The sequence below is a fragment of the Corallococcus sp. CA053C genome, from assembly GCF_003611675.1.
Classification (GTDB): domain Bacteria; phylum Myxococcota; class Myxococcia; order Myxococcales; family Myxococcaceae; genus Corallococcus.
Map to the genome: position 1 here is coordinate 1 of NZ_RAWA01000055.1, position 25,775 is coordinate 25,775.

The window sequence follows — 25,775 nt, forward strand, 5'->3', positions numbered from 1 at the left end:
CCGCCGCCCCGCCCACAGGAGCCGCACCCTTGCGCCTCGGTAACTTCTCCGTCAGCCTCGCCGTCAAGGACCTCGCCGCGTCGCGCACGTTCTACGAGAAGCTCGGCTTCCGTGTCATCGGCGGTGATCCGGCCCAGAACTGGCTCATCCTGCAGAACGAGACCAGCACCCTCGGCCTCTTCCAAGGCATGTTCGACAAGAACATCCTGACCTTCAATCCCGGGTGGGACCGCAACGCCCAGCAACTCGCCGACTTCGACGACATCCGCGAGCTCCAGCGCACCCTCCAGGCCCGCGGTCTGACCCTCTCCTCCGTCGCCGACGCGTCCTCCACCGGCCCCGCGAGCCTCATGCTCGTCGACCCTGACGGCAATCCCATCCTGGTGGATCAGCACGTCCCGAAGCCGGAACGCTGAGGCCGGGTCGCACGGGCCTCACGCAAGGGGGGCGGAAGAGACACCGGTTCTGCTCTGAATTCTCAGAGTTCGATTTGACCGGCGCTCGACAGGATTCCTACCGTCTCGTCCCGTTGCGCCCAACCCGACGCGCGGAATCGAGACGGAAGATGAGAACGCTCCTGTTGTGTGGACTCACGATGGTGCTGGCGCTGGGCTGTTCGGACGGACCGGCGCCGCAGGTGGATGAGGCGGAAGGCTTCGCGCTGCTCCAGCGCGACGCGACCACGCTCGAGGCGACCTACCGCGCGGGCGGCGCGTCCGTTCGCGCGCTGGTGGTCGAGACCTCCCAGAACGTCGTCGAGGTGACGTACGACTTTGGTGAGACGGTCATCGGCTTCCACATCGACTACAACCAGGGCGTCGGGAACTTCTCGCCGAGCGGCAACCCGCTCGATGCGGCGCAGGCCCAGCTGCTCACCCCGCTGCTCGAGGGGCTCTCCAAGGCCGTACCGGAGGAGGATGGGCAGCGCACGCGCGTGGAGAACGCGGCGATGCGCCAGACGAGCTTCATGCAGATCGTGCCGGTGGGTGAGCTGCTCACGCCGTACCAGTTCGTCTCCGAGCGCGGCTGGACCCACATCTCCTGCTCCTGCGGCAACCAGTACATCGGGTCCGGCTACTACCGTCAGGCGGGCATGGGCTGCGGCTGCAACGGCGGCGACAATGGCTGCAAGGGCCGCTGTGGTCAGGGCTGCGGCGTCACCAGCACCCCCAAGTGCGTGGGCACGACGGCGTACACGCAGGACTGCGCCAAGCACGACTACGGCCTCGGCAGCTTCGCGGCGGCCTCGGACGACTATTCGTTCGCGTCCAACAACTGCAGCTGCAGCGGGGTCGGCACCTGCTACTAGCCTCCTGTCCCAGGCTTCTCATCGCGTGGGCCGTCGTCGCGGGCGCGGTCCTCGGATGCAGTCGCGCCTCCGGTCCCTGTCCTGATGGCGCGCGGCTGCATGGCCACGCGCCGCCGGAGGGGACCCTGCAATGGTGCGCCAGGCCCGACGGCACGAAGCATGGCCGCTGGGCGGAGTGGCACCCCAACGGCAAGCTCAAGACCGAAGGCAGCTACGTCGACGGCAAGATGGAAGGCCGCTGGGTGAGCTCCTTCGAGACGGGCGTGAAGCAGTCCGAGGGCGAGTACCGCGGCGGCCTCAAGCAGGGCCGCTGGACGCTCTACTACGAAGAGGGGCAGAAGAACCGCGAGGAGCTCCACTCCGCCGGATCGCGCGAGGTGAAGTGGAGCGCGTGGCGCTCGGACGGGACGAAGTGGGCCGAAGGGACCCTGCTCGGGCACCGTGCGCAGGGCCTCTACTCGGAGTGGCACCCGAACGGGACGCTGGCCGTGCAGGGCCACTACGAGAATGGCGAGAAGACCGGTGAGTGGAAGTACTGGAGCGTCGACGGAAAGGCCTCGGCCGCGCCGCAGGGCGACTTCGCGAGGGACTGAAATCCGTGAGGCTCCACCGCACGCTCGGGCCCGCCGTCGCGCTGCTCCTCGCGGCGGCGGGCGCGTGTGGTGGACCGCCCGCTCCCGCGGCGCGGCGACAGGCCGTGGTGGGCGGCGTGCCCGAGCCGGCCTCCCCGGCCGTGGGGGCCATCCTCCCGGTCGCGCCGACCTGTGGCGAGCCGGCCGAGGCCTCGCCCATCCTCTGCACGGGGACGTTGATCGCGCCCCGGGTCGTCCTGACCGCGGCGCATTGCGTGGAGAACGTGGACGCTCCGCAGCTGCTCTCGGTGGTGTTCGCGCCCGAGCCGGCACGGGCGCTCACCGCCGAGCGCGTGCGCGCCATCGAGGGCCGGCTGCACCCCGCCTGGAGTGCGGGGGCGCATGACGTCGGGGTGCTGATCCTCGCCGAGGATGCGCCTGTCGCGCCGGTGCCGCTGAGCCTGTCGGCGCTGCCGGCGGACGTGGTGGGGCGGACCACGCGGGTGGTGGGCTTCGGTGTCGACGAGCAGGGCCGGATGGGCAGCCGGCGCAGCGGCACGGCCCGGGTGACGGCGGTCCATGAAGAGACCTTCTCCATCTCGGCCGCGCCCGGGATGTCGTGCGGCGGAGACAGCGGCGGCCCGTCGTTCCTCGAGTTCGACGGCGCCGAGCGCCTCGTCGGCGTCACCTCGTATGGCGACCTGGCCTGCACGACAGGCACCAACATGCGCGTCGACGCGCATGCGGCCTTCGTTCAGGCGATCCTCGACGAAGTCGCAGTGGCGCCGCCCACGCGGCCTCCGTTCGACCCGAGGGTGGACGCGTGCACCGCGCCGTGCCGGAGCCACGCCGACTGCCCGATGGGGATGGCCTGCGTTACCGGGACCGGAGGAGGGAAGAGCTGCGCGGTGGCGGGCCTCGAGGCCGGTCGCTTCGGGGCGGTCTGCACCGGGCCCGACGGAGAGCGGCTGTGTGTGAAGGCGGGCGACGCATGTCGACTGTGGCTGCCCTGTACGGAGGAGACGAGCGGAGGCGGCTGCGCGGTCGCGAGGGGCCGCGGTGGCACGGCGGGCAGGAGCGGAGCGGGGAGGTTCGCCGCGCTGCTCGCGCTGGCGGTGTTCCTGTCCGGCCGGAGCAGACGCCCCTCCAGCAGGCGGTGATGGACGCTGGCGGCGGGGTCTCCTGCGGCAAATCCGTGGCGCCATGACGCGCATGTCAGGAATCAACGGCTCCCGGCGGTGCGAGGCCCCACTTCCTGCCGATGTGAGCCCGTCCGGCATGGTGATTGCGTATGCAGTGCGCCACCACGATGGGGAAGTGACAATGCCGCGTTTCATCTGTCTGATCATGCTGTGCCTGGCCATGCCTGGGGCTTTCGCCAGGGCCGGGGAACCCGTCACCGCGCCGTCCGAGGCGTCGTCCCCGGGCTGGTTCGAGAATCCCACCCGCTCACGCGGTCTCGTGAGCCCCACCGCGCTCCCACTGCATGCGGGAGAGGGATTCATCGGTCAGCAGGCCCTCTTCATCACCGCCGCGGAGCTGGGGCTCAGCGAGCGCGTGTCCGTGAACGTGGCCTCGGTCCTTCCCGTCGCACTGGCCGTGGGCTACAGCGACGTCCAGTTCAACCTCCTGGCAGGCCTCAAGCTGTCGCTTCCGCTGACAGAGCGGCTGCATCTGGCCTTCGGAGCGCAGGGCGGCAGCTTCAACAACAACCTCCCAGGGATGCGTGACATCCATGGCGTCGGGGCCTACGGCATCCTCACCTACGGAACGGGCGACGGCTCCCTGTCGCTCACGGTCCAGCCCATCGTCACGTGGGAAGGCGGGGACAACGAAGGGTTCGTGATGGTGCTGTCCATGCTGGGGGGCTTCGTCCGCATGGGAGAGCACTGGGGCCTCGCGGGGGATGTCGCGCTGTCACCGGGCGAGGGCCTCGCCGGCCCGTTCGCCTTCGCGACGGCGGGCGGGCGGCTCCTGGGGCAGCACTGGTCCGTGGACCTGGGGCTCCTCGCCGGGAAGCACTTGCGTCACTACAAGGGGGTCTCCGTGGTTCCCGGCGCCTCCTTGCTGTTTCACTGGGGCTGAGCCCTCCGCCCCTCCCCGGCGAGCGACTCCTCGAGCCGGAAGTACGGGGTGTCGTCCGTGGCGCCAGCAGGCGCTGCCATGGAGCCCCTGGCCCTCGTGTCGCTCCACGGCCCGCCGGCCTGCCCGTCCGGCCCTCATGCCGCACCGTGTCCACCTCTCACGGTGAAGACACCGCCATCCCAACTGGGGGGAAGCCATGGACGTCAACGAGATCATCGACCGGGCCCGCGACAGCATCACCGTGAAGCGCGTCTACGGAGAGGCCATCCAGCAGGGTGGAATCACCGTGATTCCCGCGGCCCTGGTGGCCGGCGGGGGCGGAGGCGGAGGCGGCGAGGGGCCGGCGCTCCAGCAGGCCGCGGTGGAGGGCGAGGCCGTGAAGGGAAGCGGCTCCGGCAGTGGCTTCGGGCTGAGGGCCAGACCCGCGGGCGCCTTCGTCATCCGCGAGGGCAACGTCTCCTGGGTCCCCGCCGTGGACGTCAATCGCATCATCCGGGGAGCGCAGTTGCTCGCGGGCACGGCGATCCTCCTCTTCGGCCTCCACCGCCTGCTGAGCGCACGCCATCCCGCCCGCCTCTTGCGCGCGCTTGAAGCCGAGCTCGCGCACTCGTAACCATCGCGCGGCGGGGGAAGGGGAACCCGGCGACTCAAGGATTCACGCCCTCGGCGTCTTGAAGGAGGCGCCCTTCTCTCGCGGCGCCCCGCCGCGTGGGCCCGCTGACGCCCGAGGTCCGCCTCGCGGCCGGATGCGCACGGGCGCGGAGCGGCATGCCGTGGCGAAGTCCTCGCCTCGCGCCACTCCCGCAATCCAGATACAAAAGAAACATGATTCCGCTGAGTCCGTGCAGGGGCTCCCCTCGCGCTGACTCGCGAGGAGCCCGGCGGTGCGCGGCTGCGTGTGGATGCGACGCGTGTTGCGTGCGGTGCGCACGCGGCGGGAGCACGGCGCGCGGCCCCGGCCCCATGAAACACGCCGGAGCGCCGTGAGCGTCGGATTGGCGTCTGTCTTGCTTTGTCGGCGTCACGCCCGGGCCGTGATTCACGCGACCCCAGGAAGGATGCGACATGAAGAACGCCTGTCTGCTGCTCGCGATGCTGTGCGCGGTGGTGCCGGTCAGCTCCCGCGCGGACGAAGGACTCGCCGTCGTGTGGCGACGACCACGAATGCACGAAGCGCAACTCCCAGCGCGCCAACCGCGACCAGGTCCGGGCGATGAATGACATCCAGCGCGCGACCAACGCCCTTCAGCCGGACGTCGGCGGGGTGTGGCCCTCGAAGCCGGGCCTCCAGGGGGGCGGCGAGCCCATCCAGAAGCCCCAGGGCGTCATCATCAACGGCGACCTGACGGAGCACTGGTTCGACTGGCAGGTGGATCTCTTCGAGCGCTACTACACGCTGCCGGGCACCTTGCGCTGGCCGCTCTTCATTGGTCTGGGCAACCACGACTATGCCAACAACGTGGGCGATGCCTGGTGGCGCGAGCCGGCCTACTACTTCTCGCTCGGGAACAACGGCGCGGCGGCGAACGCCCGCGACTTCATCAAGACGATGATCCACTGCGACAAGGTGCCCAACTTCCCGGCCGCCCTCATCCAGGGCTTCGACAAGCAGAGCCTCGCGTACTCGTGGAACCAGGGGAGCTACCACTTCGTGCAGCTCCACAACCACCCCGTCTACTCGGCGAAGGCCATCGACGTCTCACCGTCCATCGCCTGGCTGAAGAAGGACCTGGCCGCCGCGACGGCCGCGGGCCGCAAGATCATCCTCAACCTGCATGACTACGGGGATCACATGGAGGAAGACAACCCTGAGTTCCTGGCGGCCATCGCCGGGCAGAACGTAGTGGCCGTCTTCGCGGGGCACATGCATGGGGAGCACGGCTACAGGGAACAGGTGTCAGAGACGGACATCCCCGTGTTCCGCAGCGGCTCCTCCGACAAGCACACCTTCCTGCTCGTGCAGTTCGCGGACACGTACCTCACGGTGGGCGTCATCAACAGCGAGGACGGGAAGACGGAGTTCCTCGACCCTGCCGATCCGGATGACCTGCGGACGGTGACGGTGCCCGCCTCCGGGACGTCGCCCCAGCGCTGAGCACGCGGGCGGGAAGGGGCACGTCCAGCTGACCGACTTCGCCCTGGCCTCTCGCGGTGGTGGCGAGCGCCCTCTCCCATGCCCAGACAGGTGGTGGGGAGCCTGCCCTACCTGTCGCCCGAGCAGACAGGTCGCATGGACCGTCCCCTCGACGCGCGCACGGACCTCTACTCGGCAGGGGTCGTGCTGTACCGGGGGCGGTCTCAAGCAGTGATGGGGGGGATTTCGAAGGGGAATGAAGACGGCCCCAAGGCGCGCTCCAACGTGTGCCAGGAGCCCTTGTCGTGGTATTGCAGCGCCGCGTAGGGAGCGTCGCCCATGGGCTGGTAGCGGATGGACTCAACGCCCTGGTTGTCGCGGGCAAACATCTTCGAAGGCTTGAAGTTGAAGAGGATCACCTTCTTGTAGAGCGGCTCGGTGAAGAGACGGGTCTGCTCGAAGTCGCGACGCGTGCCAGCGGGATCCTCCGCCCAGTCAAACAGGATGATCCCCACACTGCCATGCCCCTGCGCGTTGACATTGCTCAGGGTGGGCAACGTGGGTTCGGGCGCCAGCAGTTGATCCAACAATGCTCCCACCAGCGGATTGATGTGGGTCGCATTGGTGATGGGGTAATACCTCAGGGAGTCCACGTCCTGACGATCCGACGACGACTGGTAGATCGCCGCGATGTTCAGTTCGTTGACGCGATAGGAATCAAACCTCCGCGTCCCGGCCGCGCCAGTGTGGTCGTGCCAAGCGTCGTACAAGAGGTGTCGCACCGCGTTCATCTTGTCGGCGTAGGTGAGCGTCTTGTGCGGGCCGCTGTATTTCCAGGTGTAGAGCGACTGCGCATGCAGCGTGCTGATCCGCCCGCTGCGAGTGGAGGAGGAGGGTGAGGTGATGCCAAAATAGGGATTGTTGTCGAACCGGGCTTCGTCCTTCAGTTGATACAGGTCCAACCCGAACGCCTTCCGCGCCCCATGGGGGACCTCTGGATCCTTGAAGACGCGCCAGAGCAGCAACTTCCCCTTCGCTTGCGCGAGCGTCATCCGCAGGAAGTCCTCCGCGGTGTGCCGGGTGTTGAAGTCCAGGCTCTTCCTCTCGACACTGGCGTCATCCACGCTCTTCCAGATGTCGTGAACGCGGGTGTGGGTGTCGTAATCGGCGGGCTCCGTGTCGAGGTTGGTGTGGTCGCAATCCACCACCTTCATGATCACGCACTCGTCGCGGTGCTCCGGCTTGTTCATCCAGTCGTAGATGCGCGTCAAGACGGTCTTGAATGACAGTCGGCCGCCAGCGGGGTGGGCATAGTAATCCCCCACGTCCTCAATCCCATGCACGACCTTCAAGCCCTGGGGGCCATCGGTCTTGATGCGCACGTCGAGAAAGCGGACCCCGGCATCCAGCTGCTGTTCAAGGGTGGCATACTGCGTCGTGGAGATGGGCTTGCACGCATCCAGGCGGCTGCACGAGTCATGCGTGCCGGGAATCGACAAGTCCTTCAACCGGACGTTGGGATGGGTTCTCACGAGCAGCGACATCCAGCTGGAAGGGTCCACAAGATTGTCGATCAGTGGAGCGCTCATCGGGGTTCTCCGCAGGGGGGATTGGTAGAAGTGGCGGGGCCCCGGAAAGGGGCGCCTCGCACCACGTTCCAAGAACGGTGCCAATGCCTGTGGCCCCTCCCTGCCCCTCGCGCCCTGGGAGCCCGGCGGTGCGCGACTGCGTGCGAATGCGACGCGAGTTGCGTGTGGTGCGCACGCAGCGGGAGCACGGCGAGCGGCACCGGCCCCACGAAACACCCCGAACCGCCGTGAGGAGGGGACTGGCACCCGTCTTGCTTTGTCTGCGTCACGTCCTGGGCCACGACTCACGCGACCCCGGGAGAGACGTGAGCTGGAGGTCTCCGGGGAGGGGTACTGCACCTTCACCCGCGCGCTGACCCTCAAGCCCGGGGAGCGGCAGGAGCCGTGACAGCGGGCGGCCCCTCCACCTCCACCTCGCTCCACCTCGTCGTCGGCGGGAGATTCTGACCATGAAGGACCTGCTCTTGATGCCGCGCCTGCTGTGTTGCCTGTTGCTCGCCTGTGCCGCCGTGGGCTGCGAGGCGGAGTTCCCGGACGAGCTGCCCTCTACGTGCGCCCAGGACTCGGACTGCGTGACGGAGGGCGGGGTGTGCGCCACGCAGCCGGGCACCACCGTGCGCTCCTGCTGCCTGCCCCACGCCGAGGAGTGCAACGGCGCGGACGACGACTGTGACGGTCAGGTGGACGAGGACTTCGATCTGCGGACGAGCGCCCAGCACTGCGGCCAGTGCAACCACCCCTGCACGCTGCAGGAGGCGTGTGTCGCCGGCAGGTGCGAGCCGCGTACGGAGACGAGCTGCTCCAACGGCACCGACGACGACGACAACAGCCTGGTGGATTGCGAGGAGTCGAGCTGCAACGACCAGTCGTGCGGCGCCGGCTGCACCTGTCGCGATACCCGCAAGGCCGAGTCCGCGTGTGACAACGCCAATGACGACGACGGGGACGGCTCCAGGGACTGCGTGGACCCCGACTGCGACGGTGCCTCGTGCGGCATGGGCTGTACGTGCTCCGGCCTGCTGCCGAAGGAGACCCTCTGCGACGACGGGCGCGACAACGACGGCAATGCGGGCGCGGATTGCGACGACCTGGACTGCGACACCCAGACGTGTGGCGCCGGCTGCGTGTGCACCGGCACGGCGCGCAAGGAGACGCTCTGCAACGACAACGTCGACAACGACGGCAATGCGGGCGCGGACTGCGCGGACGTCGCGGACTGCGAGGGCGCCATCATCCGCCAGCCCGCGGGCCAGGTGCCCTCGGCCATCTGCATGGGCGGGCAGTCGCGCGAGACGGACTGCGCCAACAGCGTGGACGACAACGGCGACGGACGCATCGACTGCAAGGCCGGCAACGCGGACGCCAACTGCGTGAGCGGCTCGTGCGGCCTCGGTTGCACGCTCACCAACTGCGTGCGCAAGGAGACCGTCTGCAACGACGGCGTCGACAATGACGGTAACAACGGCGCGGACTGCTCGGACTCCGCGGACTGCCCGCAGGGCACCGCGTGCACGAGGACCAACGGGGCGCCCGGCACGTGCCAGCTCAACAAGGCGTGTGGCTGAGCGGACCCGAGGGGGGGCGAGGGGTTGAGCGCGAACGAGCCCGCGTGACGGTGCAGTCGGGGGCCCTGCGGCAGGTGCGACCTGGGCGGCGGTAGGACGCCTGTCGCCGGAAGATGACTCCGGCACCGCAGGGACGAAGCGGCTCACGCGCTCTCTCGAGGGGAAGGGCGCCGAGCTCAAGCACCGGCTGGCTCGTTTCGAGGACGATGAGCTCGACACGCTGGCAGCGCTTCTTCGGCGCCTCAATGAACCGTGAACGGCGGGGGTGTACCCGTGGGCCCATGGGATTCGAACCCGTGATACCGGCCCCTGGGCATCGAAATGGTCCACGCCCGTCATGAGGTCATCGGGGGGAGAGGGTCACCGGGTGTGGCTTCACGCCGCCTTTGGGGCCAGCTCCCGGGCCGCTTCGACGAACAGACGCAGCGGTCCCGAGCGCTGCGCACGGCTGGGGAAGTAGAGGAAGAAGCCGGGCACTGTGGGTGCGTAGGCCTCGAGCACCACCTTCAGCCGTCCGGTGCGCAGCTGCTCCTGCACCGACGGCTCGAAGGCGTACACCAGCCCGGCGCCTGCCTCGGCCAGGGACAGCATCAGCTGGCTGTCGCCGGTGACCATGCCCCCGCGCGCCGGCACGCGCCACGTCTTGCGGCCTCGCTCCAGCTCCCAGGCATAGAGCGTCCCCGTTGTCTGCGAGCGGAAGGTGATGCACTCGTGGCGCAGCAGCTCCTCGGGGCGCTGGGGCATGCCGTGGCGTGCGAGGTAGCTGGGGGCGCCCACCACCACGAAGCGGAAGGCGCCGGTGAGGCGCAACTGCACCATGTCGCGCTCGATGGCTTCGGTCAGCCGCACGCCTGCGTCGTAACCCTCCGCCACGATGTCCACGAAGCGGTCCTCGATGACAACCTCCACCTCCACACGCGGGTGGCGCGCGCGAAAGCCGGACAGCACCGGAGTGATGAAGGGCACCGCCATCCGTGGGGCCGACAGTCGCAACCTGCCCACCGCTTCGCCCGGTTGGGCTGACACGGTGGTGAGGGCCGCCAGCGCCTGACCGATCCCGGGGCCTGCCTCCTCGACAAGGCGCCTCCCCGCATCCGTCACGGTCACGCTGCGCGTGGTGCGGGTGAGAAGGACGACGCGCAGCTGCTTCTCAAGGCGGCTCACGGCCTGACTCACCGCGGCTGTGGAGACGCTCAGTTCTCGCGCGGCCCCACTGAAGCTGCGCAGTCGTGCGACGGCGAGGAACATCTGCAGCTGCGAGAGGAGGGGGGTCTTCATGGCGGGGAGTTTCCGCGGCGGGCGGCGTGCTCCGCCGAGTCCTTCGAGCCGTCGAGGCTCACTTTTAACAAGGTGTTAACAGCTCATTTGCATTCCGCCGTCTAGTCCCGAGTGGGCCCGGCGCGTATCTCTTATCTGTCAGCGCAACTCACTCGCCCCCTCGCGCGGCATCTCGCCGCCGCCGGGCCAGGCCGGAGCATCCCCATGAGCAAGGTCATCTTCATCACTGGCGCCAGCCGAGGCATGGGCGTGGACATCGCCCGCGCTGCCCTCGCCGCTGGCTATCAGGTCGTCGCCACAGGCCGCCGTCCGCAGGCGGTCGAGCAGGCCGTCGGCTCCGACGAGAACCTGCTGGCGACCCGCCTGGACATCACCCAGCCGGCCGATGCCCAGGCCGCCGTCGCGGCCGCCATGGACCGGTTCGGCCGCATTGACGTGCTCATCAATAACGCCGCCACCTTCCAGGCGGGCTACTTCGAGGAGATCAGCCCGGAGCAGTTCCGTGCACAGCTGGAGACGAACCTGTTCGGACCGCTGAATGTCACCCGCGCGGTGCTCCCCGTGATGCGCAAGCAGCGCTCCGGTCACGTCGTCACCCTCTCCTCGGTCGCCGGCTTGATCGGGCAGGAGTTTGTCGCCGCCTACGCCGCCTCGAAGTTCGGCCTCGAGGGCTGGATGGAGTCGCTGCGGTTCGACGTCGCGCCATACGGCATCCGCACCACCCTCGTCGAGCCCGGCTTCTTCCGCACCGACCTGCTGGAGGACACCTCGACGACGTGGCCCGCGCTGTCGATTGACGACTACGCCGAGCGGACGGCACAGACCCAGGCCGGCTGGAAGAGCATGAGCGGCAAGCAGGTGGGTGATCCGGCCAGGCTCGCAAAGGCGCTGCTCACCATCATCGACCAGCCCGAGCCGCCGCTGCGCTGGGTCGCCGGCGCTGATGCGGTCGCCGCTGTCGAGGAGAAGGCGAAGGAGCTGCTGAGGCAGGTCGACGCCCACCGTGCCCTGTCCAGCTCCCTGGCCCACAGCGGTTCCTGATCAACGACGTCACCGACGACGGCCGGCGTGTACGCGCAAAGGCTGGCGGAGCAGGGGTTCGTCGCCCTGGCGTTCGACGCGTCACACCAGGGGGCGAGCGGGGGCCTGCCCCGGCTCCGAGTTGGAGCGAAGGGCCACCGGACTTGGACTCGAAAGAGGGCGCCAATTCTTCCTATCCGTGACCGACAGGCTTCCAGGGGCCGGATAGGCCCAGACAGTGGACCGCTTCTCGACGGGGAACCCTCCGCCGGTCAGCCGATCTTCAACACCTGCGGTACACCACCGCCCATATAAACCGCCGAGAAACGGCCCGTTCCGGAGATTCCCGTTGGCTGGACGTGCCAGCCGGACGTATCCGCCCACACGCGATAGAGCGCTCCTCCTTGATCGAGCATGACGGTGGGCCAGGTGGTCCCCGTTGCAACCGCCGAGATCTGGCCGATCAGATTCAAGCCGGTCGACTGCTTGTGCCAGCCCGCCGCGTCGCCCCAGATCTGGTAGAGATACCCGTTCTCGATCGCCATCACCTGAGGCACGCCGCCGCCCATGTTGACGGCCGAGATTTGCCCATTGATTGCAATTCCCGTGGACGCGACCTTCCATCCGGACGTCGTTCCGTAGACGTGATAGAGCACGCCGCCTTGGGCCAACATGATCGTCGGCCAGCTGCCGCCCATGTTGACGGCGGAGATCTGGCCGATCAACGTCAGGCCGGTGGAGAGCTTCTGCCACCCCGAAGACGTTCCCACGGTTTGGAAGAGGGTGCTGTTCTCGATACTCATCACGGCCGGCCAAGAGCCGCCCATGTTCACCGCGCTCATCGAGGTTGGGTTGCTCGCGATACCGGTATTGCCGAAGGTCCATCCACTGCTTGTTCCATAGACCTGATAGAGCACGCCTTCCTGCGTCATCATGAGCTGCGGCCAGGACCCACCCATGTTGACGGCGGAAAGCTGAGAGGGATTGAACAGCATCCCCGTGTCGCCGCTCTGCCAACTTGCACCCGCGTTGGTGGAGTAAACCTGCCGGAGCGTTCCCGGCGCGCTCGAGCCTCCCGCTCCGACGTAAGCCTCGAAGTCCACGGAGCCGCCTCGAGTTCCGTGCTGCGCACCGGCACCGATGTGAAGAGCGAGGTGCAGATGAGCTCCGTAGCCGTTTTCCGAACCGTTCCCGGATCCACCCGAGAGCGCAATCTGTTGTCCCTGTGCGACCTGAGCACCCAGGGGGACTTGGATTGAAGAAAGGTGCAGGTAGTCCGTCTTTGACCCATCGGGATGGTCAATGAACACCATGCGGCCCCCGGAACCGCCGATGGTATTCGTGACACCCACGACCGTGCCCGCTTTCACCGCGACGACGCGCGTTCCGGTGGGGCATACGTAGTCGGTTCCCGGATTCACGGATCCCCGGGCCACGTGGTCTGCGAAGGAATCGGAGACCGCTCGCGACGAGGTCGGGTAGATGTAGCCGCCCGCCGCTGCGAAAGCGGTCCGCGGAGCAGCCAAAGTGCTGCCGAATGCGAGCGCGGCAAGCGCGCCACTTCCGCCAATGAGGGTTCTTCTGCTCAGCCCTCCGCCCTTCGTCTGCTCCACATGCGCTTGGCGAATCCGGCCATTGCCTGTTGCTGAATTGTCCACGGCAGCACCTTTATGTTCTTTGCGGAAAAAGAGTTTTTACTGGATGAACACGAATTTTGGCCAGCGCGCCACCGCCGCCTTCCCTACCGCCCACACAGGCTCTCGCCGAACAGAGCGAAGCGTGGATCCTCATTGCCAGAAGGGACATTCCTGCGGCGTCCAAGGTGACGGGGGCGCTCCACATCCTCCGCCACACCTTTCTGTAGCCACCTGACCATGCGGGGCGTGCCGCCTCTCTCGAAGGCGCTGGCAGGCCACCGCAGCCTCCGCACCAGCATGCGCTACATGCACCTGGGGAAGGGGGAGAAGCACCGCGCCATCCAGATGCTGGAGGAGGGGCGGGGAGAGTCTCCGGCTTGGAGACATTCTGGAGACGAGCCAGAGCCAGAAAGCACCGAGGCCGGAAACCGCTGGTTCTCAGCGGCTTCCGGCCTCGGCTTTCAGTGTCCCCGACGGGATTCGAACCCGTGTTACCGGCTTGAAAGGCCAGCGTCCTGGGCCTCTAGACGACGGGGACGTCGTCACTGCTTGAGTCGCGGGGGGCTCGAACCCCCGACCCTCGGCTTAAAAGGCCGGTGCTCTACCAGCTGAGCTAGCGACTCGCTATTCTTTTTTGCCGCCCTCACCGACGGGCGGTCTTGCGAGGCGCTTCCTACCAGCAGCGCCCGGGGACTTCCACTGGCGATCGTTCCCCCCGCTCCCTGACAGCCCCGGTCCCACGCCGGGTGAACATCCGCCCCGGTCCGCTGCCGCCGGATGTCGGCATCCAGGGTTATACACAGGGGCATGGCCCAGGAAGTTCCCGACCCACCCGACGCCCCCGAGGACGAAGAGGGGGAGGAGCAGGCTCCGTTCCGCCGCTACCTCACCCGGGCGGGCGCCGAGCGCATGCACCGCGAGCTGCTCCAGCTCCTCAACGAGGCGCGCCCCAAGGTCACCGCCGAGGTCTCCGCCGCCGCCGCCCAGGGCGACCGTTCAGAAAACGCCGAATACATCTACGGCAAGAAGCGCCTGCGGGAGATCGACCGGCGCATCCGCTTCCTCTCCAAGCGCCTGGACACCGCCACCATCGTCACCCCCGCCGAACAAAGCGACCGCTCGAAAGTCTACTTCGGGGCCACGGTCACCCTGGAGGACGAGGCAGGCGCGCGCTTCTCGTACCAGATTGTCGGCTCGGATGAGATCGACGCCACCGGAGGCCGCATCAGCGTCGAGTCACCCATGGGCCGCGCGCTCCTTCGCAAGGCGCCGGGGGACACCGTCGAGGTGCGGCGCCCCCGGGGAGAGATTGAACTCACCCTCGTCGACATCCGTTACGACTAGGACGCTCCCATGCCCCGGACGCCGCAGCTCAGTCCCCGGATGCTCCGCACCTACCCGCGCTTGAGCGGCCTGGAGCTGTCTGCCTCCGCGAGCGAGTCCCTGTCCCTGGACGACCTGGGCCTGGAGTCCGCCAGCGACCGCGTGGACCTGGCGTTCGGCACCTACAGCCGGGAGGGCCTGGAGCGCGCCCTGTCCGCCTACGGCTTCACCCAGCGCCTGGAGGACCGGGTGGGGCCCGTCGAGCTGCGCCTGTCCTGCCAGGATCCCTTCCAGCCGCGCCTCACCTGCTGGAGCAAGCGCTACCACGCCCCCGTCGCGGACGCGTCCCTGCGACGGACCCCGGGCGCGGAGGTCGGCTTCACCCACGCGGCGGCGGAGGCCCCGCTGCTCTATGTGGACAGCCTCCTGTTGCAGCAGCCGGGACGCCCGTTCGACTGGAACCGTCCGCCGCTGCCTGGCCAGCAGCATCCCGGGCTCGCGCTGTCACGCGACATCCTGGACCTCCTGCACCTGATGGCCCGCCGCATCGGCGCGGAGGCGGTGGCGCTGATGCCCGCGACGTTCGCGGCGGCGTCCGTCTACGACCCGCGCTTCACCTTCGTGGACGGGGCCGCCCAGGGACGCTTCAGCGCCCTTCGCCGCGCGGGAAGGGGCTGGCCGCGCTGGCTGCTGGCCTGGGCGGTGGAGCTGGGCTGCATGCGGGACGCCCAGGGACAGCCCGCCCTCTTCGTCCCCTCGGCGATGATCAGCCCCCTGTCTCGGCGGCTGGCCCGGCGCTTCGAGACCCGCGGCTGGAACGAGGCCCAGCGCCTCCACGCGAAGCAGGCTGTGTCGCTTGACGAGGAGGCGCTCCAGGCGCGCTTCCCCTGGGCCCGGATGCCGCCCGGCCCTCCGCCCGAAAGGGTGGTGGAGCTGCTCGGGTATGATCCGCTGTCGCCCGCGTCGTCCCCGGAGGGAGGGGACTTCGCGTCGGCGCCCCTGCGTTCCACTGCTGGCTCCTGAACTCCGGGCCCGGGGCTGTAGCGCCCTGTTCCGACGGGGTGGGGGGCCGTGCTTTTTTGGACGTCCCTTCGCCTTCCCCGACGGGAATGCGGCTGGTCGCCCCTCGTTCGGTGCCTATATTGAGGCCGGCAGGCAGCCTTCCGCGGTCCGTCGCTCGCCGTCCGCAATCGCACCCGAACCAGGTCAGGTCGCGAAGCCCACGATGCGCAAGAACTTCATCCTCGACACGAACGTCCTCCTCCATGACCCCCGCAGCATCTACGGGTTCAAGGACAACAACGTCATCATCCCCATCTACGTCATCGAGGAGATCGATCAGTTCAAGCGCGACCTCTCCGAGCTGGGACGCAACGCGCGACTGGTGGCGCGCTACCTGGACTCCTTCCGCGCCGAAGGCTCCCTGAAGGAAGGCGTCCCGCTGCCGCACGGCGGGATGCTGCGCGTGAGCTTCACCGACCGGGCGCTTCCGTCGTCCATGGCGGACAGCAACCTGATGGACAACCGCATCCTCGCGGTGGCCATCGACCTGATGGAGAACGAGCCGGAGACCCAGGCCGTCTTCATCACCAAGGACACCAACCTGCGCATCCGCGCCGACGCCCTGGGCCTGTCCGCCGAGGACTTCGACACCGAGCGCGTGGAGATCACCGACCTCTACACGGGCTTCGCCGAGCTGCTCGTGCCGCAGGACATGGTGGATCAGCTCTACAAGCCCGGCGGCGAGGTGGAGATCCCGGCCCAGGACCGGCTCTTCCCCAACCAGCTCGTGCTGCTCAAGGACGAACTCAACCCGTCCCACACCGCCATGGCCCGCTTCAACGCGGCCAAGGCGCGGCTCGTGCCGCTCGCGCGCCAGAGCAAGGAAGGCACCTGGGGCATCCGTCCGCGCAACATGGAGCAGGCGTTCTGCCTGGACCTGCTGCTCAACGATGACATCAAGCTCGTCACCATCGTGGGCAAGGCGGGCACGGGCAAGACGCTGCTCGCCATCGCCGCGGGCCTGCAGAAGGTGACGGAGGAGGGGCTGTACCACAAGCTGCTGGTCAGCCGGCCCATCTTCCCCCTGGGCCGCGACATCGGCTATCTGCCCGGCAGCGTCGAGGAGAAGCTCAACCCCTGGATGCAGCCCATCTTCGACAACGTGGAGTTCCTGATGAACCTCAGCCGCGCGGACAAGAAGGCCGGGCGCGGCCACCACGAGCTGATGGACCTGGGGCTGATGGAGATTGAGCCGCTCACGTATATCCGTGGCCGGAGCATCCCGAACCAGTTCATCATCGTGGACGAGGCGCAGAACCTCACCCCCCACGAGGTGAAGACCATCCTCACCCGCGTGGGCGACAACACGAAGATCATCCTCACCGGCGACCCGTTCCAGATCGACAACCCGTACGTGGATTCGACGAACAACGGGCTCGTGCACGTCGTCAATCGCTTCAAGAACGAGAAGATCGCCGGCCACATCACCATGGCCAAGGGCGAGCGCAGCATGCTGGCCGAGCTGTCGGCCAACCTGCTGTGAGGCACCCGCAGCCCCCATTCCGAGAGATGTCATGACCCAGGACGGCTCCGACAAGCCCGAGGCCCCCGGTGAGGAGAAGAAGCCCCTCATCGAGTACCCCGCCATCTACACGTTCAAGGTGATGGGCGAGCAGACGCCCGACTTCGCCGAACACGTGCGCTCGCTCTTCAAGCGGAAGATGGGGACGGAGGTGTCTCCGGACTCCATCCACGTGCAGCCCAGCAGCAAGGGCAAGTACGTGTCGCTGAGCGTGTCCGTGTTCCTGCTGTCCGAGGAGCAGCGCCGCGCCATCTACGCGGAGCTGCACCAGGATCCGCGCATCGTCTACTACCTGTGAGGCAGGCGGTGCGCGGGCTCCATTCCAGGGTGGGGACGGGGCTCGCGGTGGCTGGAAGTCCGGCCGGTGTGCGTATATGAGGAGGCCATGAGTCCCGCCGAGCACTTCCCGCTGTACCACCCGCCGGGTGCGCAGCGCGCGTTCGGCTCCGACGACGCCACGCGCCGCTTCGCCAAGGTGGCCCAGCTGGATCCGGGCTCGCGCGTGCTGGTGCTCGGGTGTGGCCCGGAGGGGACCAGCGCCGTGCTCCTGGCCCAGGAGCTGAAGTGCTCCGTGGTGGCCGTGGACACGGACGAAGCCCTCGTGTCGCCGGTGCGCGAGCGCGTGCGCTCACAGGGCCTGTCGGATCGCATCGAGGTGCGGCGCGTGGCCCCGGACGCGCTGGGCATGCTGGACGGCCCCTTCCACGGCATCCTCGTGCCCGGGCGCGTGCAGTACCCGCTGGAGGTCTCGCTGCGCATGTTCCGCCAGCTGTTGGGCAAGCGCGGCCGCGTGGGCTTCACCTTCCCGGCGCGCGTGGGCCGCTTCACGCCCAAGCCCGTGCTGGACTTCTGGGAGAAGCGCCTGGGCGCGCCGCTGCTCCTGCCGCGCGAGCTGCTCCAGGCGCTGGAGGGCGCAGGCTTCGAGCCGGAGTCCGTGGAGACGCTGCACGACACGGAGCTGGACGCGCTCTACCGGGACATGGAAGCGCACCTGCCGGAGGCCGCGTCCACGGAGAGCGCCGCCTTCCGCGAGGAGCTGGTCCTGCACCAGGAGCACAACCACAAGCCGGGCGTCAGCTACGCGTTCGCGGTGGGCCGGCGCAAGGAGCCGGGAGAGAAGCCCCCCGCGTCGCGCGACCGGGGCTGAGGCTCTTTCCTCGGCGCTGACGCCGTCGAGAGCCCGGAGGGCCCGTAAGGACGGGCCCCGCGTTCAGCGCGCTACTGCACGCCGTTGAAGTCGAGCAGCTCGATGGACTCGGGCGCCACCGACAGCGTGACCTGCTCGCGGTAGCCGGCCGCGTCGCCGCCGACCTGGAAGGGCATGGGCTTCGCGAAGCGGATGGTGACGTCCTTCGCGTGGAAGTCGTGCAGGCCCTCCGGGGCCCAGCGGCCGTTCCACAGGCGGGGCAGGTTGGCCAGCACCTGCGTGGGCGACACCTGGCCCAGGCGCAGCTGCAGGTAGCCCCGGCGATCATTGGCGTAGGGGAACATCCGGAAGCCGTAGCCGTAGAAGGGCATGGTGCCCGCGGCCGCCATCATCAGCTTGCCCCGGAAGAGCGTCGCGCCGGGGGCGAGGGGCGCGCCCACCTCGTGGCCGTCCGCGCCCAGGCGGAAGGCCTCCGCGGCGCCGTTGACGACTTCGCACTCCACCAGCACGGAGCTCGTGAGGTAGTGCGGCACCGTCTTGAAGGCCACCGCGGAGAAGTAGCCGCCACCGCCGGACATGACCCGCTTGAACATGCCCTTGCCCAGGGTCTCCTTCACGGCGATGTAGTCGTTGAGCACCTTGCCATCCACGCCCAGCCCCGCGAAGGGCGCGCGCTGGCCGTCCACCTGCACCAGGTCCATGGTGCGCACGCCGGGGACCTCCGCGGCGCGGGCACGCACCACGTCGTTGAGGATGCCGTCGCCGCGCGTGCTGGAGGCGTTGACGAACGCCGCGATGCCGTTGCCCGTGCCCAGCTTCAGGATGCCGAAGCGCGGCGCGGCCTGGCCGGCGAACTTCCCGCGCGGGCCCACCTGCTGCAGCACCTCGTTGACGAAGCCCATGAAGGTGCCGTCGCCGCCGCCGGTGAACACCGTGGGGTAGCGCCGCTCCAGCACCGTCTGCGCGATGCGCCGCGCGTCCAGCGGCGAGCGCGACAGGAACAGGTCCTCCTCCGGCACCACGTGCGACAGCAGCTTCACCACCCGGGCGTCCACCTTCCGGGCGTTCGCGTTGAGCAGCACCGCGACCTTCGGTTCAGCGGACGGGAGCGCCGAGGGGGAGCGGCGGAAGTCCGTGGAACGAAGGGGCTGGACCAGCATGGGACGACTCCAGGGGGGCGGGGGACCGGTATGACAGCGATGACGCGGTGGAGACTGTGCACTTTCCTCGCCAAGGACTGACGCGGGGCGTTAGTCCGGGTGTTCACTGGAGTTTCAAGGGGTTGCACGGTCTGTTGGTGGCCAATGTGGCCGCTCGGTTGCTACCGCCGGGTGACGGCGGTGTAGAGCGCGTTACGCACCCGTGCCACCGAAGTGGCAGGGCGGTGACACACCCCGCCGTGGCCTGCGCACTGCGCTACGCAGGGGGCGTCATCACCTTTGCGGTGGCTGCCCGGGTCCACGGGAAACCTGCCCTCGCGTTTGACACGCCGGGGGGGGTGGTTACGTTGGGCATACATCGGGTTTTGGCAGGAAAACCGTAGTTATTTCCAGAGGATGGGAACCGTGGGCAAGATTATCGGAATCGACCTGGGCACCACGAACAGCGTGGTGGCGATCATGGAGGGTCGCGAGCCCAAGGTCATCGTCAACGAAGAGGGTACCCCCACCACGCCTTCGGTGGTCGCCTTCACCAAGGATGGGGAGCGCCTGGTCGGTCAGGTGGCGAAGCGCCAGGCCATCACCAACCCGGAGCAGACCATCTATTCGGTGAAGCGCTTCATGGGCCGCCGGTACGAGGAGACCACCGAGGAGGCGAAGCTCGTCCCCTACAAGGTGGCCCGGGGCCCCAACGGCGATGCGCGCGTGGACATCAGCGGCAAGCAGTACAGCGCGCCGGAGATCAGCGCGCAGGTGCTCTTGAAGCTGAAGCGCGCCGCGGAGAACTACCTGGGTGAGAAGGTGACGGAGGCGGTCATCACCGTCCCGGCGTACTTCAACGACGCCCAGCGCCAGGCCACCAAGGACGCGGGCGAGATCGCCGGCCTCACGGTGCGCCGCATCGTGAACGAGCCCACCGCGGCCGCGCTCGCGTACGGCATGGACAAGAAGAAGGATGAGAAGATCGCCGTCTACGACTTCGGCGGCGGCACCTTCGACGTGTCCATCCTGGAAGTGGGCGAGAACGTCGTGGACGTGCTGGCCACCAACGGCGACACGCACCTGGGCGGCGACAACATCGACCTGCGGATCATGGACTGGCTGATCAGCGAGTTCAAGAAGGACACCGGGCTCGACGTCAGCAAGGACAAGATGGTCCTCCAGCGCCTGAAGGAGGCGGCGGAGAAGGCGAAGATCGAGCTGTCCAGCGCGATGCAGACGGACATCAACCTGCCGTTCCTGACGGCGGACGCTTCAGGTCCCAAGCACCTGAACGTGAAGCTCACGCGCGCCAAGTTCGAGCAGATGATCAGCGATCTGGTCGAGCGTTCGCTGGAGCCGTGCCGCAAGTGCCTGAAGGACTCGGGCCTGGACCCGAAGGACCTCAATGAGGTCGTGCTCGTGGGCGGCTCCACGCGCATCCCGATGGTGCAGGAGGCCGTGAAGCGGCTGTTCGGCAAGGAGCCGAACCGCACGGTGAACCCGGACGAGGTCGTGGCCGTGGGCGCCGCGGTGCAGGCCGGCGTGCTCTCCGGCGAGGTGAAGGACATCCTCCTGCTGGACGTGACGCCGCTGTCGCTGGGCGTGGAGACGCTGGGCGGCGTGATGACGAAGCTCATCGAGCGCAACACGACCATCCCCACGCGCAAGTCGGAGACCTTCTCCACGGCGGCGGACGGTCAGACGCAGGTGGAGATCCACGTGCTGCAGGGTGAGCGCGAGATGGCGGGCGACAACCGCAGCCTCGGCCGCTTCCACCTGACGGGCATGCCTCCGGCGCCGCGCGGCGTGCCGCAGATTGAAGTGACGTTCGACATCGACGCGAACGGCATCCTCAACGTCAACGCCAAGGACAAGGCGACGGGCAAGGAGACGAAGGTCACCATCAGCCACTCGTCCGGTCTGTCGAAGGACGAAGTGGAGAAGATGGTCACCGACGCCCGGGCCAACGAGTCCGCGGACAAGGCGCGCCGCGAGCTCATCGAGGTGAAGAACCAGGCGGAGAGCCAGGCCTACGCCGCGGAGAAGATGGTCAAGGAGAACAAGGACAAGCTCACCCCCGACGTGGCGAAGGCCATCGAGGACGGTGTCGCGGAGCTGAACCAGGTCCGCGAGGGGCAGGACAAGGACGCCATCAAGGCGGCCCTGGAGAAGCTCCAGCAGTCCACCTACAAGGCGGCGGAGGAGATGTACCGGGCCACCGGCGGCGCGCCGGGCGCCACGCCTCCTCCGGGCGGCGAGCCGTCCGCGGCGCCGGGCTCCAGCGCCCAGCCGTCGGCCAAGGACGACGTGGTGGACGCCGAGTTCCGCCAGTCGTAAGGCCGTGAGCTGCTGAACATCCAGGGCCGGTGCTCCGACGAGGGGCGCCGGCCCTGTCTTTTGGGGGCGCCCCGTGTCCTTCCGGCGCGGTGGACGGTCGTGCCGGACGCGGGATGTGGCGGGACGGCAACCCCGTGATTTCACGCGGCCCGGGCTGGCGGAGGCACTGCAAGGGGCGGGCGCGTTCCCGCTGCTCCCAAAAGGTGCCCCGCCATGTCCCGCATTGAATCCCCGCTGTCCGGCCTCCGCCCGGACCTCACCGCCTCCGAGGTCCCCTCCAGTCCGGCTTCCGCGCCCACGTCACGTCCGCTGTCGGCAGCTCCGGCCAACTCCGTGGAGGTGTTCCGCGGCGCCGTCGCACCCGCCCCGGTGCCCGCGCGGGCCACCTTGCAGGGGGCGCTCCGGGCGCGGGAGGACAATGGCTTCGACTTCGGCGTGGGCGGCGCGTTCCCGCCCCGTCCCGCGGGCAGCCTTCGCGAGCAGGTGAAGCAGGGGGCGCTGCTGATGGCGCAGACCGAGGCGGCGGCGGTCAGCGTGACCCTGGACGGGGGCGCCGCGATGGACGCCTACGCGCGCGAGCACCTGCGACACCTGGAGCCGAGTCCGCCCCTCGCGGGCGCGCCCACGTCGCTCACCGACTACACCAGCACCATTCCCGGTGTGTCCTCGAAGGAGGCCTACGCGTCCTTCGTGAGCAACCCGGAGATGCTCTTCGGCGCGGCGGGCATCTTCATGCGGCCGGCGGTGAGCGCGCTGACGGATGGCGCCCGGCTGTTCCTGGAGGAGCAGGGGCCGCCGCCGGTGTGGGCGCCCATCACCGTGAAGCTGGACGCGGCGCAGCGCACCGTCCACATCACCACCCTGGACGGTCATCCGCTGCGTGGCACCAACCGGTTCGTCTTCGACGATGACGGCACCGGCGGCACGCGCATCCGCCAGTACTCCGCCTTCCAGGGCAGCTCGCCCGCGACGTCGGTGGGGCTGGCCCTGATGGATCCCATTGAACGGCAGCACGACATCTGGCGCAGCGTGCACGGACAACTGCATGACATGCTCAAGGCCCGCTGACATAGAAGGCTTGTGGGGAGGTGACGGATGACGACGCTCCAGACAACGCCGCCGGGCCACGACGTGGTCCTCTTCGACAGCCACTGCCGCGTGTGCAGTGGGGCCGCGCGTCAGATGCAGCGACTGGTGGGCGGCCAGGGCACGCAGCTGCTCTCGTTCCGCGACGAGGGCGTCCTGGACGCCTTCCCCGGCATCAGCTTCGAGCGGTGCGAGAAGGCCATGCAGCTCATCCAGGCGGACGGCCGGGTCCTGGAAGGGGCGGAGGCCATCATCCGGGCGCTGGGCCGGCGACCGCTGGGCAGGCTGCTCTACGTGTACTACGTGCCGGGCCTGCGCCAGCTCGCGGACGTGGTGTACGGGGTGGTGGCCCGCTACCGCTTCCGCATCGCGGGTCGTGATTGCCCCGATGGCGCGTGCGCGGTGCACTTCAAATAGGGGAAGGGGGGCGGATAGCATGCGTTCTTCCCCGTTCCCCTCTGGCCCTCCGTGACTTCGCCTCCTCCGCCCTACCTGCAGGCCGCCCAGTCCTTCCGCCGCTTCTTCGGGGAGCTGAGAGAGACGTACCTGGAGCGGGAGACGCTCTTCACGCAGATCGAGCTGGCGCTCCTGTGCCGCGAGCACGTGCTGGTGGTGGGGCCTCCGGGAACGGCGAAGAGCGCGGTCGCGAGCGCCGTCCTGGGGCGCATCACCGACGAGGTGTCGGGCCTGCCGTCGCTGTTCTCCAAGCAGATCGCCGAGTCCACGCTGCAGACGGACCTCATCGGCCCGGTGGACTTCAAGGTCCTCACGGAGACGGGGCGCACCGAGTACCTCACCGACGAGGGCATGCTGGGCTCGGTGCACGCGTTCCTGGACGAGGTCTTCGACGGCCGGGACATGCTGCTGCGCTCCATCCTCAACGTGATGTACGAGCGGGAGCTGAAGCACGGCCGGAAGGTGACGGCCGGACGCACCGAGTGCGTCGTGATGACGAGCAACCGCTACCTCACGGAGGTGCTCGCGCGCTCGCCGGAGCTGCTCCTGGCGTTCGCGGACCGGCTGAGCTTCATCTGCTTCGTGCCCAAGGCCTTCGCCCGGCGGGAGAGCCGGGCCGCGATGCTGCACCGCTTCGTGCACGGGACGCGGCCGGACCTGCGCGCCACGCTGACGCTCCAGCAGCTGGACCTGCTCCAGGACGCGGTGGCGCTGGTGAAGGTGCCCGGCAACGTGCTCGAAGGCGTGGAGATGCTGACGGACGCGTTGGAGCGCACGCTGGTGGCGCAGGTGTCGAAGCTGCCGGACTACGTGCCCACGAAGTACTTCTCCCAGCGCTCGGTGGTGAAGGCGCTGTGGACGCTGAAGGCCGCGGTGGTGCGCGATCAGATCTACCGCCGCCCGGACCGGGCGCTCGAGGCGACGGTGGAGGACCTGGACGCGCTGCGCTGGTTCTTCCTGCTCGGGGGCCCGCCCGCAGCGGAGGCGGACGCGCTGCTCAAGGCGGCGGTGGACCCGCGCGAGCGGGCGCAGCTGGAGATCGTCCGGCTGGAGCAGCGCACCTTCGACGAGGTGCTGGGCAAGGTGCGCCAGGAGCTGGGCGGAGGCGTGGAGCGCGAGGCGACGACGCTCGCGGCCGCCGACGACGTGAACGCCGCCGAGGCGCTGAGCCGCAACTGGCAGGCGGGCGTGGTGTCCAGCACCGCGCGCGGGGTGCTGGGCAAGCTGGTACCGGGGCCGCGCCACGGGCAGAACCGGGCCCCGCTGCTGGTCGCGGCGCGCGCGCTGGTGGCGGCGCTGGAGCAGCGGCTGTCGCGCGGCATGGCGGGGCAGGGCGAGGGGCGGGGTGGCGTGGCGCTGCTCATCGCCATCCGCGATGTCCTGGAGCTGTGCCGCGCGGTGCCGGAGCTGAGGCCGGGCTATCCCGCGCTGTGCGAGGCGTCCGCGCGCTTCCTGGAACAGGCGCTGGAGATGAGCGCGTCCGCGGCGGAGGGGCTCGCGTTCGAGGACGGCGTGAAGATGGAGTGGCTCGTCGGGCTCGCCGAGAACCTGGAGGAGGAGCTGGGGGTGATGGGCGCGCTGGCGGCGATGCTCACCGAGGCCGTGCCCACCCTGCACGAGCGGCTGCGCGACGCCGACCGGGAGACGCGCCACCGGGTGGTGGTGGCGCTGCGCCGTCGGGTGTCGGCGGCGTTCCCTGCGGCGACCCCCCGGGGACGCAAGGATCCGCTGGACGCGCTCTCCGCGGACTCGCGGCGCCTCACGCAGCTGGAGAAGGCGCTGACGGCGCTGGACGCCTCGCAGGCCGGGCTGAAGCAGGAGCTGCTCAAGCCGCTGAGCGTGGCGTACGCGCGCGAGGTGCTGGGCGCGACCCCCTTCGAGCGCATCGAGCAGTACGGCCGCGCGGTGCAGGCGGTGGCGGAGAACCTGCGGCGCGAGGGCGTGACGGCCGAGCCGGTGCTCGTCGAGTGCCGCGAGCTGATGGAGACGCGCCTGCGGGAGCACGCCCGCATGCTGTCGCGCGAGGTGGCCAGTCCTCCGCCCGCGCCCACCGCGGTGCTCAACGGTGACGCGTACACCTACTACCGGGGCGAGCTGTCCGCGCAGGCGCCCGATGGGGAGCTGGCGGCGCTGGTGGGGCTGGACGGTCAGCTGATGGCGGCGCGTCCGCCCCTGGCGTCGTCGTTCCTCTCCGACTCGGTGCGCGCGGCGGTGGCCGAAGCGGAGCTGTCCTTCCTCCAGTCGCGCATCAAGTACCTGCGCAGCTGGCTGACGCAGTTGTTGTCCGCGCTGCCTTCCGTGGACGCCCTCGTCGCACGGGCCGACGCTGAGCGCACCTTCGAGTGGCTGGTGCGCAGCCGCTTCCCCCTGCTCGCGCTCAAGGAAGGCGAGCTCGTGAGGCTCAAGGCCACGCTGGGCATGCTGGAGACGCTGCCGGGAGAGCTGGGGGACAGCGCGCGCAAGCTGTCCACCCAGCTGCGCGGCATCGACGAGGACTTCGGGCGCTTCAGCCGGCAGGTGCTGGCGCGGCGGAGCGCGCCGTGAGCGCGGGTGCGGTGGACGGAAGGCGGC

At 68.8% G+C, this 25,775-nt stretch carries 22 protein-coding genes, 2 tRNA genes and 1 pseudogene; 19 read left to right on the plus strand and 6 right to left on the minus strand.

All coding sequences use genetic code 11. From position 1 onward, the window contains the following. Positions 1-29 precede the first annotated feature (29 nt). From D7V97_RS10290 to D7V97_RS10320, 8 genes and pseudogenes are all read left to right on the plus strand, one after another. A complete protein-coding gene (locus tag D7V97_RS10290) occupies positions 30-416 on the plus strand; it encodes a VOC family protein (RefSeq protein ID WP_120610441.1) in 387 nt (128 codons plus the stop codon). 149 nt (positions 417-565) lie between these two features. Beyond that, a complete protein-coding gene (locus tag D7V97_RS10295) occupies positions 566-1,309 on the plus strand; it encodes a hypothetical protein (protein WP_120610442.1) in 744 nt (247 codons plus the stop codon). Between the two features lie 125 nt (positions 1,310-1,434). Continuing rightward, positions 1,435-1,524 (plus strand): annotated as a pseudogene (locus D7V97_RS45800) (toxin-antitoxin system YwqK family antitoxin); the annotation flags it as partial. Positions 1,525-1,551: 27 nt separating this feature from the next. Next, positions 1,552-1,902, plus strand: coding sequence for a toxin-antitoxin system YwqK family antitoxin (locus tag D7V97_RS45805; protein WP_233582641.1), 351 nt, complete (start codon positions 1,552-1,554; stop codon positions 1,900-1,902). A gap of 5 nt (positions 1,903-1,907) precedes the next feature. Then, positions 1,908-3,041 carry a trypsin-like serine protease gene (locus D7V97_RS10305; protein ID WP_233582635.1) on the plus strand — a complete coding sequence of 378 codons (1,134 nt, stop codon included), beginning with the start codon at positions 1,908-1,910 and terminating at the stop codon, positions 3,039-3,041. Between the two features lie 163 nt (positions 3,042-3,204). Beyond that, positions 3,205-3,966, plus strand: coding sequence for a hypothetical protein (locus D7V97_RS10310; RefSeq protein WP_233582637.1), 762 nt, complete (start codon positions 3,205-3,207; stop codon positions 3,964-3,966). A 196-nt stretch (positions 3,967-4,162) separates the two neighbouring features. Further along, a complete protein-coding gene (locus D7V97_RS10315) occupies positions 4,163-4,579 on the plus strand; it encodes a spore germination protein GerW family protein (protein WP_120610444.1) in 417 nt (138 codons plus the stop codon). Positions 4,580-5,179: 600 nt separating this feature from the next. Further along, entirely contained in the window at positions 5,180-6,061 is an 882-nt protein-coding gene (locus tag D7V97_RS10320; RefSeq protein WP_120610445.1) for a metallophosphoesterase, read from the plus strand. Positions 6,062-6,264: 203 nt separating this feature from the next. Here the strand turns inward: D7V97_RS10320 and D7V97_RS10325 are convergent, their stop codons facing one another. Then, entirely contained in the window at positions 6,265-7,629 is a 1,365-nt protein-coding gene (locus tag D7V97_RS10325; RefSeq protein WP_147444763.1) for a hypothetical protein, read from the minus strand. A gap of 449 nt (positions 7,630-8,078) precedes the next feature. On the opposite strand from D7V97_RS10325, the gene D7V97_RS45315 reads away from it, so the two are divergent. Continuing rightward, the gene (locus tag D7V97_RS45315) at positions 8,079-9,194 is read left to right on the plus strand and encodes a hypothetical protein (protein ID WP_199728764.1); all 1,116 of its coding nucleotides are present in this window, start codon (positions 8,079-8,081) and stop codon (positions 9,192-9,194) included. Positions 9,195-9,569: 375 nt separating this feature from the next. Here D7V97_RS45315 and D7V97_RS10335 read toward each other — a convergent pair whose 3' ends face one another. Then, positions 9,570-10,472, minus strand: coding sequence for a LysR family transcriptional regulator (locus D7V97_RS10335; RefSeq protein ID WP_120610447.1), 903 nt, complete (start codon positions 10,470-10,472; stop codon positions 9,570-9,572). A gap of 204 nt (positions 10,473-10,676) precedes the next feature. Between D7V97_RS10335 and D7V97_RS10340 the strand changes: the two genes are divergently transcribed. Continuing rightward, on the plus strand, positions 10,677-11,513 hold the full coding sequence (locus D7V97_RS10340; RefSeq protein ID WP_120610448.1) for an SDR family oxidoreductase: 837 nt from the start codon (positions 10,677-10,679) through the stop codon (positions 11,511-11,513). A 251-nt stretch (positions 11,514-11,764) separates the two neighbouring features. On the opposite strand, the gene D7V97_RS10350 is transcribed toward D7V97_RS10340, so the two are convergent. The 3 genes from D7V97_RS10350 to D7V97_RS10360 all read right to left on the minus strand — a co-directional run bounded on the left by D7V97_RS10350 (position 11,765) and on the right by D7V97_RS10360 (position 13,752). Next, complete coding sequence (locus D7V97_RS10350) at positions 11,765-13,150, minus strand: M23 family metallopeptidase (RefSeq protein ID WP_120610449.1); 1,386 nt, start codon at positions 13,148-13,150, stop codon at positions 11,765-11,767. A 444-nt stretch (positions 13,151-13,594) separates the two neighbouring features. Then, a tRNA-Glu gene (locus D7V97_RS10355) sits at positions 13,595-13,667 on the minus strand. A 12-nt stretch (positions 13,668-13,679) separates the two neighbouring features. Further along, a tRNA-Lys gene (locus D7V97_RS10360) sits at positions 13,680-13,752 on the minus strand. A gap of 184 nt (positions 13,753-13,936) precedes the next feature. Between D7V97_RS10360 and greB the strand changes: the two genes are divergently transcribed. The 5 genes from greB (at position 13,937) to D7V97_RS10385 (ending at position 18,183) form a co-directional block, all read left to right on the plus strand. Continuing rightward, positions 13,937-14,473 carry a transcription elongation factor GreB gene (gene greB, locus D7V97_RS10365; protein WP_120610450.1) on the plus strand — a complete coding sequence of 179 codons (537 nt, stop codon included), beginning with the start codon at positions 13,937-13,939 and terminating at the stop codon, positions 14,471-14,473. Between the two features lie 9 nt (positions 14,474-14,482). After that, a complete protein-coding gene (locus tag D7V97_RS10370; protein WP_120610451.1) occupies positions 14,483-15,475 on the plus strand; it encodes a deacetylase in 993 nt (330 codons plus the stop codon). Positions 15,476-15,677: 202 nt separating this feature from the next. Next, entirely contained in the window at positions 15,678-16,997 is a 1,320-nt protein-coding gene (locus D7V97_RS10375; RefSeq protein ID WP_120610452.1) for a PhoH family protein, read from the plus strand. A gap of 31 nt (positions 16,998-17,028) precedes the next feature. Then, the gene (locus D7V97_RS10380; RefSeq protein WP_120610453.1) at positions 17,029-17,334 is read left to right on the plus strand and encodes a YbeD family protein; all 306 of its coding nucleotides are present in this window, start codon (positions 17,029-17,031) and stop codon (positions 17,332-17,334) included. 87 nt (positions 17,335-17,421) lie between these two features. Continuing rightward, positions 17,422-18,183: a cyclopropane-fatty-acyl-phospholipid synthase family protein gene (locus D7V97_RS10385; protein WP_120610454.1), complete on the plus strand. Its 762-nt coding sequence runs from the start codon at positions 17,422-17,424 to the stop codon at positions 18,181-18,183. Positions 18,184-18,254: 71 nt separating this feature from the next. On the opposite strand, the gene D7V97_RS10390 is transcribed toward D7V97_RS10385, so the two are convergent. Continuing rightward, on the minus strand, positions 18,255-19,343 hold the full coding sequence (locus D7V97_RS10390; protein ID WP_120610455.1) for a diacylglycerol kinase family protein: 1,089 nt from the start codon (positions 19,341-19,343) through the stop codon (positions 18,255-18,257). Positions 19,344-19,748: 405 nt separating this feature from the next. Here D7V97_RS10390 and dnaK point away from each other — a divergent pair, with 405 nt between their 5' ends. From dnaK to D7V97_RS10410, 4 genes are all read left to right on the plus strand, one after another. Continuing rightward, on the plus strand, positions 19,749-21,662 hold the full coding sequence (gene dnaK / locus D7V97_RS10395; RefSeq protein WP_120610467.1) for a molecular chaperone DnaK: 1,914 nt from the start codon (positions 19,749-19,751) through the stop codon (positions 21,660-21,662). A gap of 213 nt (positions 21,663-21,875) precedes the next feature. Continuing rightward, positions 21,876-22,730, plus strand: a complete 855-nt coding sequence (locus D7V97_RS10400) for a hypothetical protein (RefSeq protein WP_120610456.1) — start codon at positions 21,876-21,878, stop codon at positions 22,728-22,730. Between the two features lie 27 nt (positions 22,731-22,757). Continuing rightward, complete coding sequence (locus D7V97_RS10405; RefSeq protein WP_120610457.1) at positions 22,758-23,165, plus strand: thiol-disulfide oxidoreductase DCC family protein; 408 nt, start codon at positions 22,758-22,760, stop codon at positions 23,163-23,165. Positions 23,166-23,216: 51 nt separating this feature from the next. Next, positions 23,217-25,748: an AAA family ATPase gene (locus D7V97_RS10410; RefSeq protein ID WP_120610458.1), complete on the plus strand. Its 2,532-nt coding sequence runs from the start codon at positions 23,217-23,219 to the stop codon at positions 25,746-25,748. Positions 25,749-25,775 lie beyond the last annotated feature (27 nt).

Coding starts and splice junctions, on each gene's coding strand:
- D7V97_RS10370 (WP_120610451.1), top strand. CDS start 14,483: ATGCCCCGGACGCCGCAGCTCAGTCCCCGGATGCTCCGCACCTACCCG.
- D7V97_RS10295 (WP_120610442.1), top strand. CDS start 566: ATGAGAACGCTCCTGTTGTGTGGACTCACGATGGTGCTGGCGCTGGGC.
- D7V97_RS10320 (WP_120610445.1), top strand. CDS start 5,180: ATGAATGACATCCAGCGCGCGACCAACGCCCTTCAGCCGGACGTCGGC.
- D7V97_RS10310 (WP_233582637.1), top strand. CDS start 3,205: ATGCCGCGTTTCATCTGTCTGATCATGCTGTGCCTGGCCATGCCTGGG.
- D7V97_RS10340 (WP_120610448.1), top strand. CDS start 10,677: ATGAGCAAGGTCATCTTCATCACTGGCGCCAGCCGAGGCATGGGCGTG.
- D7V97_RS10375 (WP_120610452.1), top strand. CDS start 15,678: ATGCGCAAGAACTTCATCCTCGACACGAACGTCCTCCTCCATGACCCC.
- D7V97_RS45315 (WP_199728764.1), top strand. CDS start 8,079: ATGAAGGACCTGCTCTTGATGCCGCGCCTGCTGTGTTGCCTGTTGCTC.
- D7V97_RS10335 (WP_120610447.1), bottom strand. CDS start 10,472: ATGAAGACCCCCCTCCTCTCGCAGCTGCAGATGTTCCTCGCCGTCGCA.
- D7V97_RS10325 (WP_147444763.1), bottom strand. CDS start 7,629: ATGAGCGCTCCACTGATCGACAATCTTGTGGACCCTTCCAGCTGGATG.
- D7V97_RS10400 (WP_120610456.1), top strand. CDS start 21,876: ATGTCCCGCATTGAATCCCCGCTGTCCGGCCTCCGCCCGGACCTCACC.
- D7V97_RS10390 (WP_120610455.1), bottom strand. CDS start 19,343: ATGCTGGTCCAGCCCCTTCGTTCCACGGACTTCCGCCGCTCCCCCTCG.
- D7V97_RS10380 (WP_120610453.1), top strand. CDS start 17,029: ATGACCCAGGACGGCTCCGACAAGCCCGAGGCCCCCGGTGAGGAGAAG.
- greB (WP_120610450.1), top strand. CDS start 13,937: ATGGCCCAGGAAGTTCCCGACCCACCCGACGCCCCCGAGGACGAAGAG.
- D7V97_RS10385 (WP_120610454.1), top strand. CDS start 17,422: ATGAGTCCCGCCGAGCACTTCCCGCTGTACCACCCGCCGGGTGCGCAG.
- D7V97_RS10405 (WP_120610457.1), top strand. CDS start 22,758: ATGACGACGCTCCAGACAACGCCGCCGGGCCACGACGTGGTCCTCTTC.
- D7V97_RS10315 (WP_120610444.1), top strand. CDS start 4,163: ATGGACGTCAACGAGATCATCGACCGGGCCCGCGACAGCATCACCGTG.